This window comes from Duganella qianjiadongensis (genome assembly GCF_009857915.1).
GTDB lineage: Bacteria > Pseudomonadota > Gammaproteobacteria > Burkholderiales > Burkholderiaceae_D > Rugamonas > Rugamonas qianjiadongensis.
In genome coordinates this window covers 1-16,643 of sequence record NZ_WWCM01000025.1, presented here as the reverse complement: position 1 = coordinate 16,643, position 16,643 = coordinate 1, and the positions used below count along the sequence as shown (strand labels likewise).

The 16,643-nt window shown below is 48.6% G+C and carries 10 protein-coding genes; 5 read left to right on the top strand and 5 right to left on the bottom strand.

Going from position 1 to position 16,643, the window contains the following annotated elements:
- Positions 1-879, top strand: coding sequence for a plasmid partitioning protein RepB C-terminal domain-containing protein (locus GTP27_RS21615; protein ID WP_161041171.1), 879 nt, complete (start codon positions 1-3; stop codon positions 877-879).
- Between the two features lie 225 nt (positions 880-1,104).
- Here the strand turns inward: GTP27_RS21615 and GTP27_RS21610 are convergent, their stop codons facing one another.
- The 5 genes from GTP27_RS21610 to GTP27_RS21590 all read right to left on the bottom strand — a co-directional run bounded on the left by GTP27_RS21610 (position 1,105) and on the right by GTP27_RS21590 (position 7,471).
- The gene (locus GTP27_RS21610; protein WP_161041170.1) at positions 1,105-2,979 is read right to left on the bottom strand and encodes a TniQ family protein; all 1,875 of its coding nucleotides are present in this window, start codon (positions 2,977-2,979) and stop codon (positions 1,105-1,107) included.
- Positions 2,976-3,962, bottom strand: coding sequence for a TniB family NTP-binding protein (locus GTP27_RS21605; RefSeq protein ID WP_161041169.1), 987 nt, complete (start codon positions 3,960-3,962; stop codon positions 2,976-2,978). Before GTP27_RS21605 ends, GTP27_RS21610 begins: the two co-directional genes overlap by 4 nt.
- Entirely contained in the window at positions 3,959-5,992 is a 2,034-nt protein-coding gene (locus GTP27_RS21600; RefSeq protein ID WP_161041168.1) for a TnsB C-terminal domain-containing protein, read from the bottom strand. Before GTP27_RS21600 ends, GTP27_RS21605 begins: the two co-directional genes overlap by 4 nt.
- A complete protein-coding gene (locus GTP27_RS21595; RefSeq protein WP_161041167.1) occupies positions 5,989-6,759 on the bottom strand; it encodes a hypothetical protein in 771 nt (256 codons plus the stop codon). Before GTP27_RS21595 ends, GTP27_RS21600 begins: the two co-directional genes overlap by 4 nt.
- 316 nt (positions 6,760-7,075) lie before the next feature.
- The gene (locus GTP27_RS21590) at positions 7,076-7,471 is read right to left on the bottom strand and encodes a helix-turn-helix domain-containing protein (protein ID WP_161041166.1); all 396 of its coding nucleotides are present in this window, start codon (positions 7,469-7,471) and stop codon (positions 7,076-7,078) included.
- A 544-nt stretch (positions 7,472-8,015) separates the two neighbouring features.
- Between GTP27_RS21590 and GTP27_RS21585 the strand changes: the two genes are divergently transcribed.
- Genes GTP27_RS21585 through GTP27_RS21570 form a run of 4 tightly spaced genes read left to right on the top strand, consistent with a single transcriptional unit; the run spans position 8,016 to position 15,128 of the window.
- Complete coding sequence (locus GTP27_RS21585; protein WP_161041165.1) at positions 8,016-9,572, top strand: type I restriction-modification system subunit M; 1,557 nt, start codon at positions 8,016-8,018, stop codon at positions 9,570-9,572.
- Between the two features lie 2 nt (positions 9,573-9,574).
- Positions 9,575-10,807: a restriction endonuclease subunit S gene (locus GTP27_RS21580; protein ID WP_229634281.1), complete on the top strand. Its 1,233-nt coding sequence runs from the start codon at positions 9,575-9,577 to the stop codon at positions 10,805-10,807.
- A gap of 1 nt (position 10,808) precedes the next feature.
- Positions 10,809-12,011, top strand: a complete 1,203-nt coding sequence (locus GTP27_RS21575; protein ID WP_161041163.1) for an AAA family ATPase — start codon at positions 10,809-10,811, stop codon at positions 12,009-12,011.
- A gap of 21 nt (positions 12,012-12,032) precedes the next feature.
- The gene (locus GTP27_RS21570; RefSeq protein ID WP_161041162.1) at positions 12,033-15,128 is read left to right on the top strand and encodes a type I restriction endonuclease subunit R; all 3,096 of its coding nucleotides are present in this window, start codon (positions 12,033-12,035) and stop codon (positions 15,126-15,128) included.
- The last annotated feature ends 1,515 nt before the right edge of the window (positions 15,129-16,643 follow it).

Below are 16,643 nucleotides of genomic sequence, written 5' to 3'. Positions count from 1 at the left end.
ATGGGAAAGCCGCCTCTGGGCTTTGTGCCTGAACCATTAAGTTTGCCGCTGTCGTCGATTCTACCTTCGCGAAAAAGACCGGATGGATTGCTGACCTCGCGAAAATTCAAACAGATATTTGCATCGATCAAGGCCGTTGGTCTGATCGAGCCTTTATCGGTAGGTAAGCCTGATCGAGACAAACAATACATCCTACTGGATGGGCATTCGCGGCTGACGGTTTTAGAGCAGCTGGGCTTTGATACGGCACCATGTCTAGTCGCCCTCGATGATGAAAGCTATACCTACAACAATCGAATAAATCGTCTCTCTAGTATTCAGGAGCACGTGATGATCCGGCGTGCTGTCGAGCGTGGCGTAACGCCGGAGAGACTTGCTGAGGCGCTGGACGTTGATATTAGCCATATTCTGAAAAAGCTGAACCTGCTCGACGGAATCTGCCCGGAGGCAGTGGAATTAATGCGCGATCAGGTGTTCTCTGCTAATCTCGGAGCAGTGCTACGCAAGCTGAAGCCGACCAGACAGGTCGAGTGTGTAGAGTTGATGGTCAGCGCTAATAACTTCACCATTGCATACTCACAGGCCTTGGTAGCAGCTACGCCCAGTAACATGATTGTCGGTGAAACCAAGACCAGAAAAATGACGGGTATCAGCGCTGACCAGATGGCGAAGATGGAAAGGGAGATGGGGAATCTGCAGGAGCAGTTCAAGCTGGCAGAGCAGTCCTATGGCCAGGATGTCCTCAACCTTGTACTAGCTAGAGGGTATTTGGCGAAGCTAATGGCCAATGACTCCATCCTACGTCATCTGACAAGACATCATCCGGATGTGTTGAGCGAGTTCGATGCTATCGTCAGCATGGCCGCGTTGGACAAATAGCAGTGATATGTGTAGGTTTGCGTTGAGCTCCTTCCTAATGGAAGAGCGCATTGCTACTTGCTTGGGCGATGCGCCGTTCTTTAACAATCTGAATGTATTAGGGGCGTAGTCATCGAGATGGATGTGTTGGTTCCTCTTGAGACTATGGCCGACAGGCGCGCCGCTGGCCTGCACATTCATTCGCATGGGGCAAATGGATGTGCAAACAGCGGCACCTTATCAAGGTTATTGGAATCTTCTATGTTGCTCCTGTTCGGTAGGAAGTGACCACTCAGGGAATAGGTCGTCCTTCGCCTTTGCACCGGCTAAGGCTAAATGACCCAGATCAGCAATTCGAATCAGTCCGCCTCGCATGGTGCCATCATGTAATCTCTTTGCACCTATCAATTGGATATGATGAAGCAGACGAGCTAGAGCGGATGACTTAGTGCCCATTGCTCGCGCCAGATCCGCGAGTGGGAGATAGTTTTGTCGAAATGCGAGAAGTTGATGCGGCAGCACAATCCGACAAGATTGACCACGTCGATTCACCACCTCGGAATTGAGTAGCCCGTTATCTACCCAGTGTGCGATGGACTCCCATTTCCAGTTGGTTGCTTTGGACAGCTGCTGAATCGACATACCTGCCTCGATTAGCGGCATACCGAAATATTGCGCGACTTCAGAGCGTCGGAAGGATAGATCGCCAAGATGCTTAGCAGATGTGATTGCTCTAACTTGACCGTTTAAGATGGCCTTCATCAGCGACTCGATGGCCTGTTTTTCTCCCATGCGGCGGCTGGTAAATTCTGCCCAGGTGACGGTAGCATCGCTGACTATCGTGGTTGGCTCGGCCAAACGGGTTACCTTCTCAAACAGGCTCATCATTGATTGATGATTGATCGGCCCCCCTTTCAAAATATCTTCTCGCCGTCGGACGTCTGACTGGATGACACCAGCCGCTTTCATGCGATCAAGTACTGCCTGAGATATCCGTGCCATTTCACAGGCTGCCGCATCAGAAATCCATTGGGCCCGATGTTGTAGGATGCGTTCGACTTCAACGCTTGGTACTTCGTAAACTTGACCACGGGTTCCGGTTCGTCTTGTACGGTGCAAACATTCATTTTTTTGGATCGAATCAAGAAGGTTCGAATGACTGACTCCAATTGCTTTTGCTGCCTCCGAGGATCGAAGATGGCCAGTGGTGGATTCAGCTAATACCCTGGCTGAGTCAAGACCAAGAACACAGTCGGTTTTCTGCGCGGCGACATCGATGACGATCCGTATGAATTGCTCAAGTTCCGTATCGACGGAAAGCTTGCGCAGTCGAATATACCAATCACCGAGTAGAGTGTTTAGTGTGCGAGCATTTTTACGCCCGGCTGCAATGCGTTGCTCTACATGTTGCTTGAAGCCTGTTGGCCACTCCGTAAGTAGGACTTCAAGTGGCGCGAGGAATAGAATCGCCTCGGAGATGGTTTTCGGCGTAGGTACTATGCCTTTTAGTTTTGGCTGCATAGGGTCGGCATGCAGGCAAAGGATCTGAATAAACTTCGTTAGCAGGCCTAGGTCTATACCATCCAGAATCGGCGCCATATTTTCAGACTGCAGACCATTGTGGGATATAAGTGTCGAAAGCCACAGCTGAACGCGAGTCGCCGGAATGCGTGGCAAGTTGGTGAGATCGTGGCCACATGAACACGATCCGATATGGATACGCTCCCTCGACAACCCTCTTCCACACGAGTCGCAGCGATCGACCAGTTGTACCTGGTGTCGCGGACAGGCGATGAAATATGCATGCTCCCAACTGTGGCGAATGTAAGGAGATTCTGCCAGGCATTCAGAACATACTGCATCTGTGTGAGATCGATACAGCGCTCCCCAGCTACGACAGAGGACTTCTTGCTTCCTGGCATGCTCGGCCCACATCGATTCCAATCCAAGATTTTTGGCTACTTCATCTGTGCGCATTAGTAGCTGGCGTCGATTTCGATCAACTCCGGCTGTATCAGTGAGATCGCGCCAGCTGGAAAATCCGTTGTCCGAGGCAAGACGACGATAGTAGCCGAAACCAGCTTCGTCGTTTCGGGGCGCAGATGTGACGACGAGGCTCATTGTTGGATACCTCCATTTTTGCGGATGGTGACAGGCATTGTGTTCCTGCTCAAAACATGGGCGTATGCCTGTGTCAGGGCAGCGGGTTCCACATCCGCATTGTTTTCGGCGGAGTTCTGGAAAGCTAACTGATGTGGCGATCCTGCGTGACTGACTTCCTCGACTGCTCGTACACAATCGAGATATGTAACAGGCCGAGGAGCAACGTTGTTCAGTAAGCGGGCCAGCTCCCGTACAAAGTCTGCAAGAACTCCTATCAAGCCACCCGATAGCAAAAAACTTTGTTCTGTCAGGATCTGCGAGGGCACGCTAATGGGATAGCCAGCTGTGGCGAACATCTCACCGTAGCTAGCAACGCATGAAGCGTACGCTGCCATTTGCATTTCATCACGAGGGTCGTATGGCCGGAAATAGCGCACTGGACGGGCACGCCGGGGTAGTTGTTCATTTGCTGAAAAGAGCTTTTCTATTCGAGGAATTCCGAGGAGAATCAGGGTTATGTCGAGCTTATCGGCTAATTCCTTAAGCCAATCGCTGGCTGCACGTGGGGGAACTCGGGAACCTTCATCAACCAGATGGGAGGTTTCATCAAAAACGATCACACGCGTGCCGGCCAGGCGAAGCTGCTCCACCATTAGGTCAAACATAGTGCCTGCGGTAGGGCTCGCAGCAACCTTGATGCCGAGCGCGGCAAGAACGCTCTTTGGAAGTAATTTCGGCGTCGCGGCTTGGGGAACTCTTACGATAAGGACAGGTATATAGCGTCGGCCTTCTATTCGGCTTTCCGGATATTTTCTCGCCAACGAGGCGACGATTGAGGACTTTCCTACTCCGCTTGGACCAGAGATGCGTTCTATCTTGGGCGCAAACCCAGCAAGAGTATCCTCGATCCGTTGCTCAAGTGCTGTAAGAAGTGTATCGAAAAACAGATGCGGAATTTCGCATGCTTCAATATCTTTGCGCAGCTGTTGGGCGGTGTTCATAGTAGTCTTTCTCCCGTGTTTCGGTTCACGATGGTCATTGTTGGCACGCTGTTGTACCAGGAGTTATCAGAAGTTTTGCCTTCGGTATCCCACGGCGGAACGGTCTGCGATGACGATCCAAACTGTGCCGCTGAAGTAAGGGGCTGTTTAATGCTTCGCTGAACTGCTGCATGATCTTTTGCCCGTTGGGTTGTTTCCTTGTTTTCTTCGCGCTTGCTGCGCGATTTTCCTTTCTGGGGCTTATTTTTAGCGGTCGCTGCATCGTCCAGGTCATCGTGGAATTTAGTCTTAGCGTTGGGCTCAGCCCAATCGGCCATACCAGCCTTGAAGCGTTCCTTAGCTTCGGCGAAGGTCCACGCAGGGGTATCCGGTCGCACATGTTCATGCGTGAGTGGTACTAGTGGACGTGCGTCGTCTTCGTACACATATGCCTGGCGAAAATCGTCGGGGTTATAGAGGACATGAAGTGGAGTACGATCACCGTAGCGGGATAGCAAATACGACATTGCATCCCCTTTGTAGCGGAAACCATGTTCCAGAGTGATTCCGGTCTTTGCGCTGAGCACACACTGTTTATGCTCAAAAACTACGCCCATCCATTTCTGCCGCGGCGGTGGCATGGAGATGGGGTGCCCCATCTCCTCGGTCAGATAGGTGAGGCGTTCAAGTGGTGTTTTCCCCTTGACCGAGCTATCCAGCAGCTCTTCCCAACGCAGACGATCAAGGGGCGAGTTGACCCAATTCTCGTAAAGCCATCGAACAATCCATTTCTCAAGTGCGTCAATGCTCATCAGCTGGTCACCTAAGGCCTCCGGGTCGCGTTTGCCGTCTTCTCCATTGAAGCGAGTGCTTCCAGGGAGAACCTCAAGTGCATCTTTGAGCGCTCGATTCAGTCGCTCAATAAATGGTTTCCCTTGAGCTTCCTTCGCCTTGCAATGTTTGATGTCAATCTCAATCAACTCTAGGCGGATAATTCGCCCTCCTTTGCACTCGGGGCCGTTGTCAAAGATGATTTGTGACGGTGTGCCGTACAAGTTGAATGCGTGGTTGATGTCTAGTTCCTTGAATCGCTCCTTCTTGGCTGGCGTTAGATACATCTCGACGCAGGAGATTGAATCCATTTCGCGCGGTGCTCCGATAACGATGTGCCATCCAACTGGATATCCCGTGCACGCGTCAACAGCATGAACCAGATAGACGGTTCGGGATATGCCGTGCGGAGTTTGCACGACGAACGGTAAGTGCAAGGCGTCCTGCTCAATGCGTGCGAACGCAAATGAGGCACGTATCCTTTTCTTTGCAAATGACTTGCCTGCTACACGATCCAGTGGGTCCATTCGATCGTAGGTAGCATCGACGCTGAGGCTGCGGATCACCGATTCCACAAACTTGCGACTGATTGCGTGCTGTTTGACATGCAGATAGCGGCGCCGAGCTTCACGATTGACGTATTCCGTTAGGTTCCGGATTGTCCATCTTGATTCAGTTACCAGATACAGTTCGTTAATGGCATTTTCGATGAGCTCTAATAGGTCATGGGAATACCTAGGCGTCGCATTTCCTTTGTTTTTGTCACCTTTAAGGACAGGCAATCCGAGTAGCTGATTCTTGTGGGCTCGGAATAGCGTTGCGCGCGACGGAAATGCTGCAGTCAGTACATCGCCGGCGTTATCCTCTGCATAGGCTTGGCGAGCAAGGGGGACAGCTGCGCCAAATGATATGTTCCATTTGCTTCGAAGGGTGTCGATGCGTTTCAAGGCGCTCTGAAGGAGGCGCACCTTCGCCTGCAGCGCTGGATTATCATACTGACTGACGATTCCGATGCGTGGCATTCCTTTGCGATGTAAAACAATCTGGCCACTCGAAATGCCGCTTCGAATCTTGGCTTCATCGATAAATTTGGACTCGCGTTTCTCGGCATCGAATATGTGGATCGAGCCAGCATGAATGCGGCTGTCTAATACCTCGAAATATTTTTCTGGATTTCCGACGGGGGCTAGTCTATCTCCTATTCGCAGATCGGAATTCATGATTGCAGCGCCTCGATTAAGCAAAGATGGCTCAGATCACCGAGCGCGGCTGATAATTCAAGAGATCCCTGGATACGGTGATGAGCCACATCTGCTTGCAGTACACCGATAGCAAGAAGCGGCGGAATCAAGCCAGTTGAAATTTGGATGTCAGCGCAGAGGTCACGCTGCAAAACCGGGCCGGAAGCGCAGTAGAGTTCAATCTGGTTAACCAGGGCTGGTGTCAGATACTCATGCGCTCTCGCTTGCGCAGGTTTGAGCAGTTGAGTGTTAATGAGCAGAGGATGCCGTTCATCTGCTGGTACCACCAAAGTGAATAGCGAGTACCCATAAGTCTCCATAATTTCCCGAGCTCGTCCAATTTTTTCTTGGTAGTGCTCATCTCCCTCGTAGCCTTCCGCTTTGACTTCATAGGCGTACTGCAAGCCATTGATTTGAACGGTGGAGAAGTCGGGGGTGTATTCCATGCTCCCGGTCAAGCCTTTTCGAGCCTTGCGCGCTTCAGAGACTTCTTCACGTGTATGTAGTAAACGCTTGCTGTGCAAGTCGACCGTAAAGGGTTGCGGTTTGAAGCAGCGCACGCGTGGATCGATACACAGCATGTGTGCGACCAAGCGTTCGGCAGCGGACTCAACCGTGATATGGCCATTGGCCTTTTCGGCATATGTGCCTATACGGGCTTTGCCGAAGGTGCTGGCTGTGAGGCGTACTCCAGTATTTGCCAGGTGTCGCCGACTACGCACGCCATAAGATGGAGCATTTTTCATTTGCTCGTCCCGACGCGGATCACGTAGATAGCGATGAATTTCTTCGCTGTAGCACTCCTCGCCGGTGGTTTGCGCGAAGTGCCGATTCTGGCGTTTGCAAGGGGTGTACAGCTTCCTTCATGCTTTGTCATGACATTCCTTGTCAATTCTATGGACGTGTTTAGTCCATATCGCGATGATGAGATCGCGAAGTTGGCGTAAGGGGGGCTTGACTTTCAGCGTGTGGCAGGAGAGACTGGACTTCTCACGTTCTAGTTCTTCTGCTTAAGCCAAAAAGCGCCGCCCCAGTAGGGGTAGGTGCTTTTTTGTTTTCAGTTCATATGATTTCCTCTTGGTATTGGTTCATCAAGTGGGTAATTGCGAAAACTGCGGCATCTAGCGAACTCCATTCTTTGTTGCCAAAGTACGCCACCTGGCGCAGCAATTTCCTCATCCTGGCCGCCGCGACATCCTCCTCCGCATATTCTTCAGTCGTGTCCAGCAGACGGTCAGCCACAGCGAGCGCATGAAGCTTTTGCTCTTGATGTTTGGTCGCGTTCAGCGCAGATATAAGCCTGTAGGTGGTCTCGGAATTGGGGGCCTTTCGGCGCCCGCATTCAATGCTTGCTAGGTAACTTGGGTCGATGCCAGCTGCTTGAGCGATTTCCCGTTGGAGCTTCCGTTCGCGGGATCTCGCTACGATAAAGGCGCTACCAAACAACATACTGGCCATTTTGTATTTCCATTCTTGGTCATGACGATGGATAAAGATAGCACAGTTGAAGATGCATGTGGAAATTTATTTCACATAACCCATTGTTTTTAAAGGAATTATTCTCTGTTGCGAATATCATTTTTTTGCACAGTCCGATGCCAAGTTGCTCTTGGTCTCAAAAAGTACGAAGTACCTTTATTGAGGGCAAGATCGAAAATTGTGGGCACAAATGCTGTGCCAAAATTTGATCATGGATGAGGCTGTCAGGTAGTCCAGACGGCGCTGGGAGGACGCTTACCTTACTTATGCAGTGCCGCCGGGAGCCATCATGCACGCATTTACTGCCACGCAGCCCATGTCGTTGTCCGAATGAATTACCAGAAACCGGAAGGACATCTGCGGTGAATGTAGCGCTTGCTTACCTATCGAGACTAAGCTCGTTGGCCATGGCCTCCTCCTAGCACTTACCTATGGCGATATCGCATTTTATTGCGTACCATCCCATCTTAGCTCACGCGTCGTGCGTAAGCCTCACCAACCGAACTGACACAGAACTTTTACGATGATTAGCATCCAACAACGCGCCGCACTGCAACGCCAGATTTGGCAAATCGCCAACGATGTGCGTGGCGCAGTCGATGGCTGGGACTTCAAGCAGTATGTCCTAGGCACCCTCTTCTACCGCTTTATCAGTGAGAATTTTGCCAGCTATATCGAAGGTGGGGACGACACCGTCAAGTACGCAGAGCTGTCCGATAGCGTCATCACCGTAGACATCAAAGACGATGCCATTAAAACTAAGGGCTACTTCATCTACCCTAGCCAGTTGTTTGCGAATGTCGCCGGGAATGCCAGCGGCAACGAGAGCCTGAATACCGACTTGGCTGCCATCTTTTCCGCTATTGAAGCCTCCGCCAATGGCTACCCGTCAGAGCACGACATCAAAGGCTTGTTTGCCGACTTTGACACTACCAGCAATCGCCTGGGAAATACCGTCAAAGACAAGAATTCCCGTCTGGCATCCGTGCTTAAGGGCGTGGCTGGGTTAAATTTCGGCCACTTCGACGCCAGTCACATCGACCTGTTTGGCGATGCATATGAGTTCCTGATCTCTAACTATGCCGCTAACGCTGGTAAATCCGGTGGTGAGTTTTTCACCCCACAGCATGTGTCCCGACTGATCGCACAGCTCGCCATGCACAAGCAAACCAGCGTCAATAAGATTTACGACCCAGCCTGTGGCTCTGGTTCGCTGCTACTGCAAGCAAAAAAACACTTTGATGCGCACATCATTGAAGATGGTTTTTTTGGTCAAGAGATCAACCACACCACGCATAACTTGGCGCGGATGAATATGTTCCTGCACAACATCAACTACGACAAGTTCAACATCCAGCTGGGTAATACGTTGACCGATCCCCATTTTGGCGATCAGAAACCCTTTGACGCCATTGTTTCTAACCCTCCCTACTCCGTAAAATGGGTAGGGAGCGACGATCCCACGCTCATCAATGACGATCGTTTTGCCCCGGCTGGCGTGCTTGCGCCCAAATCAAAGGCTGACTTTGCTTTTGTGCTGCACGCACTCAGCTACCTTTCCAGCAAAGGGCGTGCGGCGATTGTTTGCTACCCTGGAATTTTTTACCGTAGCGGTGCCGAGCAGAAAATTCGTCAGTATCTGGTAGACAATAATTATGTGGAAACGGTGATCTCGCTCGCGTCCAACCTATTCTTTGGCACAACCATCGCAGTTAATATTCTAGTTCTTTCCAAACACAAAACCGATACCAAAACACAATTCATTGATGCCAGTGCTCTCTTTGAAAAAGAAACCAATAACAACGTGCTAACCGAAGAGCATATCGAGCAAATTATGCAGGTGTTCGATAGCAAAATGGATGTGGCGCATTTTGCCCAATCCGAGCCAATAGAAACCATCGCAGCCAATGACTACAACCTCTCTGTGAGCAGTTACGTCGAAGTTGAACAACAGCGTGAAGCCGTTAATATCGTCCAACTCAATGCCGAGCTAAAGATCTCCGCTGCTAAGATCGACAAACTCCGCGCCGATATTGATTCAATTGTCTCGAAGATCGAAGGTAAGGATCTCGGGAAATGAGCATGGATGTCATGAAAAAATTGCTGAATGGGGTTGAAGTCAAATGGGAGGCGTTGGGGAGTCTGCTTGTTCGTACCAAGGGCACAAAGATCACCGCTGGCGAAATGAAAAAATTGCATAAGGCTGGCGCACCTTTGAAAGTTTTTGCGGGTGGCAGAACTATTGCATTTGTCGATTTTGAGGATATCCCGGAAAAAGACATAAATAATGAACCCTCAATTGTCGTAAAATCCCGTGGAAACATTGAATTCGAATATTACGATAAACCATTCTCCCACAAGAATGAGATGTGGTCATATCACTCCAACCGTGAAGAAATTAATATTAAGTACGCTTATTATTTTTTGAAGTTGAATGAGCCTCACTTCCAAAATATCGGCAACAAGATGCAGATGCCGCAAATTGCGACGCCTGATACTGACAAGTATCAAATTCCAATTCCATGTCCGGAGGACCCAAAAAAATCACGGGAAATCCAAGCTGAAATTGTCCGTATTTTGGACACATTTACATCGTACACCGTCGAGCTCAACGCGGAGCTGACTTCCCGTAAAATACAATACAATTACTATCGCGATAAGTTGTTGAGTTTTGATGACGGGGAGGTAGAGTGGAAGGCATTGGGCGAAATTGGCGAATTTATTAGAGGAAAACGCTTCACTAAAGCTGACTACGTTGAGGACGGAATCAGTGCCATCCATTACGGTGAGATATATACCCAGTACGGTGTTTGGACAACTCATGCGGCATCTAAGGTTCGCCCTAGTTTAGCCAATTCGCTACGTTATGCGGAGCCTGGAGACGTGGTAATAGCAAGTGTTGGGGAAACTGTTGAAGATGTTGGCAAGGCCGTTGCCTGGATTGGCAATGAAAACGTCGCTATTCATGACGACAGCTACGCTTTTCGCCATTCAATAAATCCAAAATTCCTCTCCTACATGATGCAAACCGCTACATTCATCAACGAGAAAGCGAAACATGTATCTCAGGGGAAAATAAATAGGCTGCTGATTGATGGAATCGCGAAAATCAGAATTCCAATACCTTACCCGAGCGACAACGAAAAGTCTCTTGCTGAACAGGCCCGAGTCGTCGCCATTCTGGATAAATTCAACGATCTCATCTACTCTGCGAGCGAAGGTTTGCCGCGCGAAATATCATTGCGTCAGATGCAATACAAATATTATCGCGAACGGCTACTAGGTTTTTCCAGGCCGAGAAAGGTAACGAATTGACATGAGCAAAACGTTAGTCGAAATTACTCAGAAGCTAAAAGATGCAAACAAAAAGGTTCAACTTATCTATGCTTTTAACGGCACCGGAAAGACACGTCTTTCTAGGGCTTTTAAACAATTGATTGCACCAAGTGCTGACGGTAATGGAGACGATGAAGCCTCAGAACCGACCGAATTGACTCGTAACAAAATTCTTTACTACAACGCCTTTACCGAGGATTTGTTTTATTGGGACAATGATTTGAAGCTAGACGCAGAACCTAAGCTTAAAATCCAGCCCAATACCTTTACCGATTGGGTACTAAAGGATCAAGGGCAAGATCAGCGCATCATCACTACGTTCCAGCGCTACACTAATGACAAGCTGACACCTCGCTTCAACGAAGAATATAAGACTACAGATGAGGCTGGGAAAGATTCATCGGTAAGAGCCTTCTCAGAGGTGACTTTCTCCCTTGAGCGTGGCAATGATGAACACTCAGGCAATCTTAAAATTTCCAAAGGTGAGGAAAGTAATTTTATCTGGAGTATTTTCTATACGTTGCTTGAGCAAGTGATTGATGTTCTAAATGTGCCGGAGTCAGTCGATCGTGAAACAAATGTTTTCGACCTGTTGGAGTATATATTTATTGATGACCCGGTCAGTTCGCTCGATGAGAACCATTTGATTGAACTAGCCGTAGATCTCGCGCAGTTGATTAAGTCAACCGAGTCTGATGTCAAATTCGTTATCACTACACATAATCCGCTTTTTTACAACGTCTTACACAACGAGCTGAGCAATGACGCAGGTAGCTACAAAAGAAGGGATTTTGAAAAATATCGGCTGGTAAAGTTTGATGACGGAACTTATGAGCTCATCAGCCAGCCAAATGACTCTCCATTTTCTTACCATCTTTTCTTGAAGTCAGAGATCGAAAAAGCAATCGCGAGCGGTCAGATTAGTAAGTATCATTTTAATTTCTTGAGAAATATTCTTGAGAAGACTTCGACGTTCCTTGGATACAACAAATGGGGCGATTTGCTGCCAAGGACCGACGATGGAAAAATTAATCCATATGAGACTCGAATAATAAATATTTCCAGCCATTCGAAACATGCCGGCGAAGAAGTAGCAGAGCTAACCGAAGATGATAAGCGTGTTCTGCGTTATCTGGTGAATGAACTAAATAGTATGTATCGCTTTCAGCAACCTGAAGGCTAGCAACTGAACCCAAGGGTAAGCATGTTTAACTACACAGCCGTGGCTGAGTCCAATAACTTCATCATTCTCGATAAATACATCAAAGAATGGCAGATAGCCGATAGCTACCAAAGTGAAGGCGACTTGGAGCGCGAGTTTATTCAAGACTTGGTTAATCAGGGATATGAGTTCCTAGGTCTGAATACGTCGGAAGCGTTGCTCGACAATGTGCGCCTCGCTTTGCAAACTCTCAACAACATTGAATTTTCTGATGCAGAATGGTTGCGCTTTGTGGAAACCTGGCTGGATAAGCCTAGCGATGGCGTTGTCGAGAGAACTCGCAAGATTCATGACAACCATATTTATGACTTTGTGTTTGATGATGGTCACATCCAAAATATTTACTTGCTCGATAAAAAGAATATCGCCCGCAACAAAGTTCAGGTAATCAAACAGTTTGAGCAGACCGGCACCCACGCTAACCGTTACGACGTCACCATACTGGTCAATGGACTGCCATTGGTGCAAGTGGAACTCAAAAGGCGAGGTATAGCCATTCGCGAAGCCTTCAATCAGGTGCACCGTTATAGCAAGGAGAGTTTTAACAGCGAAAATTCTTTATTCAAGTATTTGCAACTGTTTGTAATTTCCAACGGTACTGACACCCGATATTTCGCTAACACTACTCAACGCAACAAGAACAGCTTCGACTTCACGATGAACTGGGCAAAGGCGGATAACAGTCTGATTAAAGATCTTAAAGACTTTACCGCTACCTTTTTCCAAAAGCGCACACTACTGAATGTATTGTTACATTATTCAGTGTTCGACGTCAGCAACACGTTGCTGGCAATGCGCCCTTATCAAATTGCCGCGACAGAACGTATTCTGTGGAAAATCAACAGCGCCTATCAGGCTAAAGGCTGGAGCAATACCGAAAGTGGCGGCTTTATATGGCACACAACCGGCTCTGGCAAGACCCTGACCAGTTTTAAGGCTGCACGTTTAGCCACTGAATTGGATTTCATCGACAAAGTATTCTTCGTGGTGGACCGTAAGGACCTGGATTACCAAACCATGAAAGAGTACCAGCGCTTTTCTCCGGACAGCGTAAATGGATCGGACAGCACTGCTGGCCTCAAGCGTAACTTGGATAAAGATGACAACAAGATCGTTGTCACAACCATCCAGAAGCTCAACAACCTGATGAAAAGCGAAATCGACCTGCCCATCTACAACAAGCAGGTAGTTTTTATCTTTGACGAGTGTCATCGTAGCCAATTTGGTGAAGCACAAAAGAACCTGAAGAAGAAATTTAAACAGTTCTATCAGTTCGGCTTTACCGGCACTCCAATCTTCCCTCAAAACGCCCTTAGTGCAGAAACCACTGCCAGCGTGTTCGGTCGTGAGTTGCACTCTTATGTCATCACTGATGCAATCCGAGATGAGAAGGTGCTCAAATTCAAAGTCGACTACAACGATGTCCGTCCTCGGTTCAAAGCTGTTGAGACCGAACAAGATGAAAAGGAACTGAGCGCAGCGGAAAACAAGCAAGCATTGTTACATCCCGACCGCATTCGGGAAATTAGTACTTACGTATTGAATAATTTCAAGCAGAAAACTCACCGTCTTCAAGCTGGAGCAAAGGGGTTTAACGCAATGTTTGCCGTAAGCAGCGTGGATGCCGCCAAGCTGTATTACGAATCATTTAAGGATTTGCAGAAAGGGATCGACAGACCTTTGAAAGTGGCTACCATCTTCTCGTTTGCACCTAACGAAGAGCAGGATGCGGTGGGAGATATTCAAGATGAGAGCTTTGATGTCTCAGCTATGAATACCAGCGCCAAAGAGTTCCTGGATGCCGCCATTGCTGACTATAACGCGCTGTTCAAAACAAATTTTAGCGTGGACAGCAATGGCTTTCAGAACTACTACCGCGATTTAGCCAAACAGGTCAAAGCAAAAGAGATCGACCTGCTGATTGTAGTAGGTATGTTCCTGACTGGTTTTGATGCCCCGACCCTTAATACCTTATTTGTAGATAAAAATCTACGTTATCATGGACTGATGCAGGCTTATTCACGTACTAACCGTATTTTTGACGCCACCAAAACCTTCGGCAATATCGTCACCTTCCGCGACCTTGAGCAAGCGACCATTGACGCTATTACCTTATTTGGCGATAAAAATACCAAGAATGTGGTGCTGGAGAAGAGTTACACGGAATATATGGAAGGCTTCACCGACGTCGTAACTGGTGAGGCAAGGCGTGGTTTTGTGGACGTAGTAAGCGAGTTAGAGCAACGATTTCCCGATCCATCAATGATTGAAAAAGAGTCTGATAAGAAGGCTTTTTCGAAACTGTTTGGCGAATATTTGCGCGTGGAGAACGTGCTGCAAAACTACGATGAATTTGCCAGCTTAATAGCCTTGCAAAGCACCAATGTAGACGACCCGAATGAAGTTGCAAAATTCAAGTCGAAGTATTATTTAAGCGATGATGATTTTGCGGTGCTGCAAACAATCAAGATACCCTCTGAAAGGAAAATCCAGGACTATCGCTCAACCTACAACGACATCCGCGATTGGCTGCGCCGAGAAAAATCTTCCGCCGAGAAAGAAAAATCTACGATCGATTGGGACGATGTCGTATTTGAGGTAGACCTGCTAAAGTCACAAGAAATCAATCTAGACTACATCCTTGAATTGATTTTTGAAAATAATAAGAAGGTCAAGGACAAGGCCGCCCTCGTTGAAGACGTGCGCCGAGTGATTCGTGCTAGCCTCGGCAACCGCGCCAAAGAGGGCCTGCTGGTGGACTTCATTAACGAAACCGATTTGGACGAAATTCGTGACAAGGCCAATGTGATAGACTCATTCTTTACCTTTGCACAAGCGGAACAACAGCGTGAAGCACAAGAGCTGATCATCGCAGAGAACCTAAATCCCGACGCGGCGAAACGTTATATCGCCAACTCATTAAAACGTGAATTCGCGAGCGAGAATGGCACCGAACTCAATGCTGTCCTCCCCAAAATGAGCCCACTTAACCCTCAATACCTGACTAAGAAGCAAAGCGCTTTTCAGAAAATCGCCGCTTTTGTTGAGAAATATAAAGGAGTGGGTGGACAGTTATAACCCCCATGCGGCTGGTGTACCCATGCATCCTCATTACGGCTACTGCCGCTAGGCCACCCCTTCGACAAGCCGACGTGGGCTTGCATCTGACTGAGATAGTGCCGAACAGTGTTTCGGCTGATCTCGCGCCCGAACGCTTGGCTTAGCGATACTGCGACCTGGGCGAATGAACGCCCGTCGTACTGCTGTAGGTGTCGCTTGATGTGGGCTTGTTCTGAGGCGGAGAGCATGGCGGTGTAAATTTCCGAAGAAAAGTCCCCATTTTATACGGACAATTCGCGCGATATGAATTCGTTTTGTGAAGATAAGATCTTGCGCGTTCCCCAAACATCAAAACAGCGTCGATAAGTGCTAAAAACGTGAGCAGACGTCTATACTGACAGATTAGAAAACTGCCGCTATAGTGCGTCCCGTGGTGCACGAAGCGCACCGTCTGATGCAAAGTAACGCGTCAGGTTCTTTCAAAATTTGGAGGCATCTTAGGTACGGAAGTTGCGCACGTTGGCGAGCTTCGCCGACGTGCAGAAATCCTTCTTACTTCACGAGCGCTTGCGCAAGTCGAAGTAAGTTCCAGACTCATGCCAATCCTATACTATCTGCAATACCTCGCGATGCCGCCCTCTCACCCCGATAAGAACGGCAATATCCTCCCAAGAAAGGAAAGGATGTCGTCCACATCGGCTTCGACGCCGAATGGGAGACGAAGAGTAAAGGTCGAAACCATGTCCTGAGCGTTCAATTCCACTTAGTAGGTCCGACCGGTAGCTATCTCTCAATTGCCGGGCCACGCACGATGAAACCTAAACCTGGATGAATTGGGGGATATGGTCGATCCAATACGGGTCGTCTTGTCGTCATGCTCGACACTTATGCAGCTAGCGTCGTGTTTCACGGGAGACGACGACCGCTCTGCCAGTGCTCAGGTGAGTCTGCACCATTTCGAAAATCGCCTTTGATTGGTCGCTTCTACTGCCAAGCCATCCGCCATGTACGTGGTCCGAAAATTGAGAATTCGTCAAGTAGCGCGGAGCTCCCTTAAACGAAATACGTGTCCCATTTTGTGGCCCTTTTGGGCCACCTGGTCCGAGCAAATAGCGAACATATTCCCGGGAGCAATACATACCTTTTACAAGCTCTCCTGTCGCGGCTTGAATGCCCCGATTTGGCACGAACTTGAAAAAAAATCCGTCATCGTTCAGACGAAAATGTTTGTGTTGTGAAGCCGGACTTTGAACTTTGGTTGAGAGATAAAATCGGTCCATTCGATCCAATTCTGCATGAATATTACTATCTTGGCGATACACCATTTCCCCATTTTCGTCTCGCATTAACTTGTATTGAACGAGAGTGAACATGTCAAAAATGGAGTTGTAGTAGATCAGGTCTACCCCATGCCCTTATACACAAGTCCAGCCGGAGCCTCGCCCGAGCTGAAACCGGCTTAGCTGGTCAATTTTCGCATCTGCCCTTGTAAACTGCCGACTTTTCGCGTTTACTCTCGTCTTTTGGGTGACG

Coding starts and splice junctions, on each gene's coding strand:
- GTP27_RS21615 (WP_161041171.1), top strand. CDS start 1: ATGGGAAAGCCGCCTCTGGGCTTTGTGCCTGAACCATTAAGTTTGCCG.
- GTP27_RS21610 (WP_161041170.1), bottom strand. CDS start 2,979: ATGAGCCTCGTCGTCACATCTGCGCCCCGAAACGACGAAGCTGGTTTC.
- GTP27_RS21605 (WP_161041169.1), bottom strand. CDS start 3,962: ATGAACACCGCCCAACAGCTGCGCAAAGATATTGAAGCATGCGAAATT.
- GTP27_RS21600 (WP_161041168.1), bottom strand. CDS start 5,992: ATGAATTCCGATCTGCGAATAGGAGATAGACTAGCCCCCGTCGGAAAT.
- GTP27_RS21595 (WP_161041167.1), bottom strand. CDS start 6,759: ATGAAAAATGCTCCATCTTATGGCGTGCGTAGTCGGCGACACCTGGCA.
- GTP27_RS21590 (WP_161041166.1), bottom strand. CDS start 7,471: ATGGCCAGTATGTTGTTTGGTAGCGCCTTTATCGTAGCGAGATCCCGC.
- GTP27_RS21585 (WP_161041165.1), top strand. CDS start 8,016: ATGATTAGCATCCAACAACGCGCCGCACTGCAACGCCAGATTTGGCAA.
- GTP27_RS21580 (WP_229634281.1), top strand. CDS start 9,575: ATGGATGTCATGAAAAAATTGCTGAATGGGGTTGAAGTCAAATGGGAG.
- GTP27_RS21575 (WP_161041163.1), top strand. CDS start 10,809: ATGAGCAAAACGTTAGTCGAAATTACTCAGAAGCTAAAAGATGCAAAC.
- GTP27_RS21570 (WP_161041162.1), top strand. CDS start 12,033: ATGTTTAACTACACAGCCGTGGCTGAGTCCAATAACTTCATCATTCTC.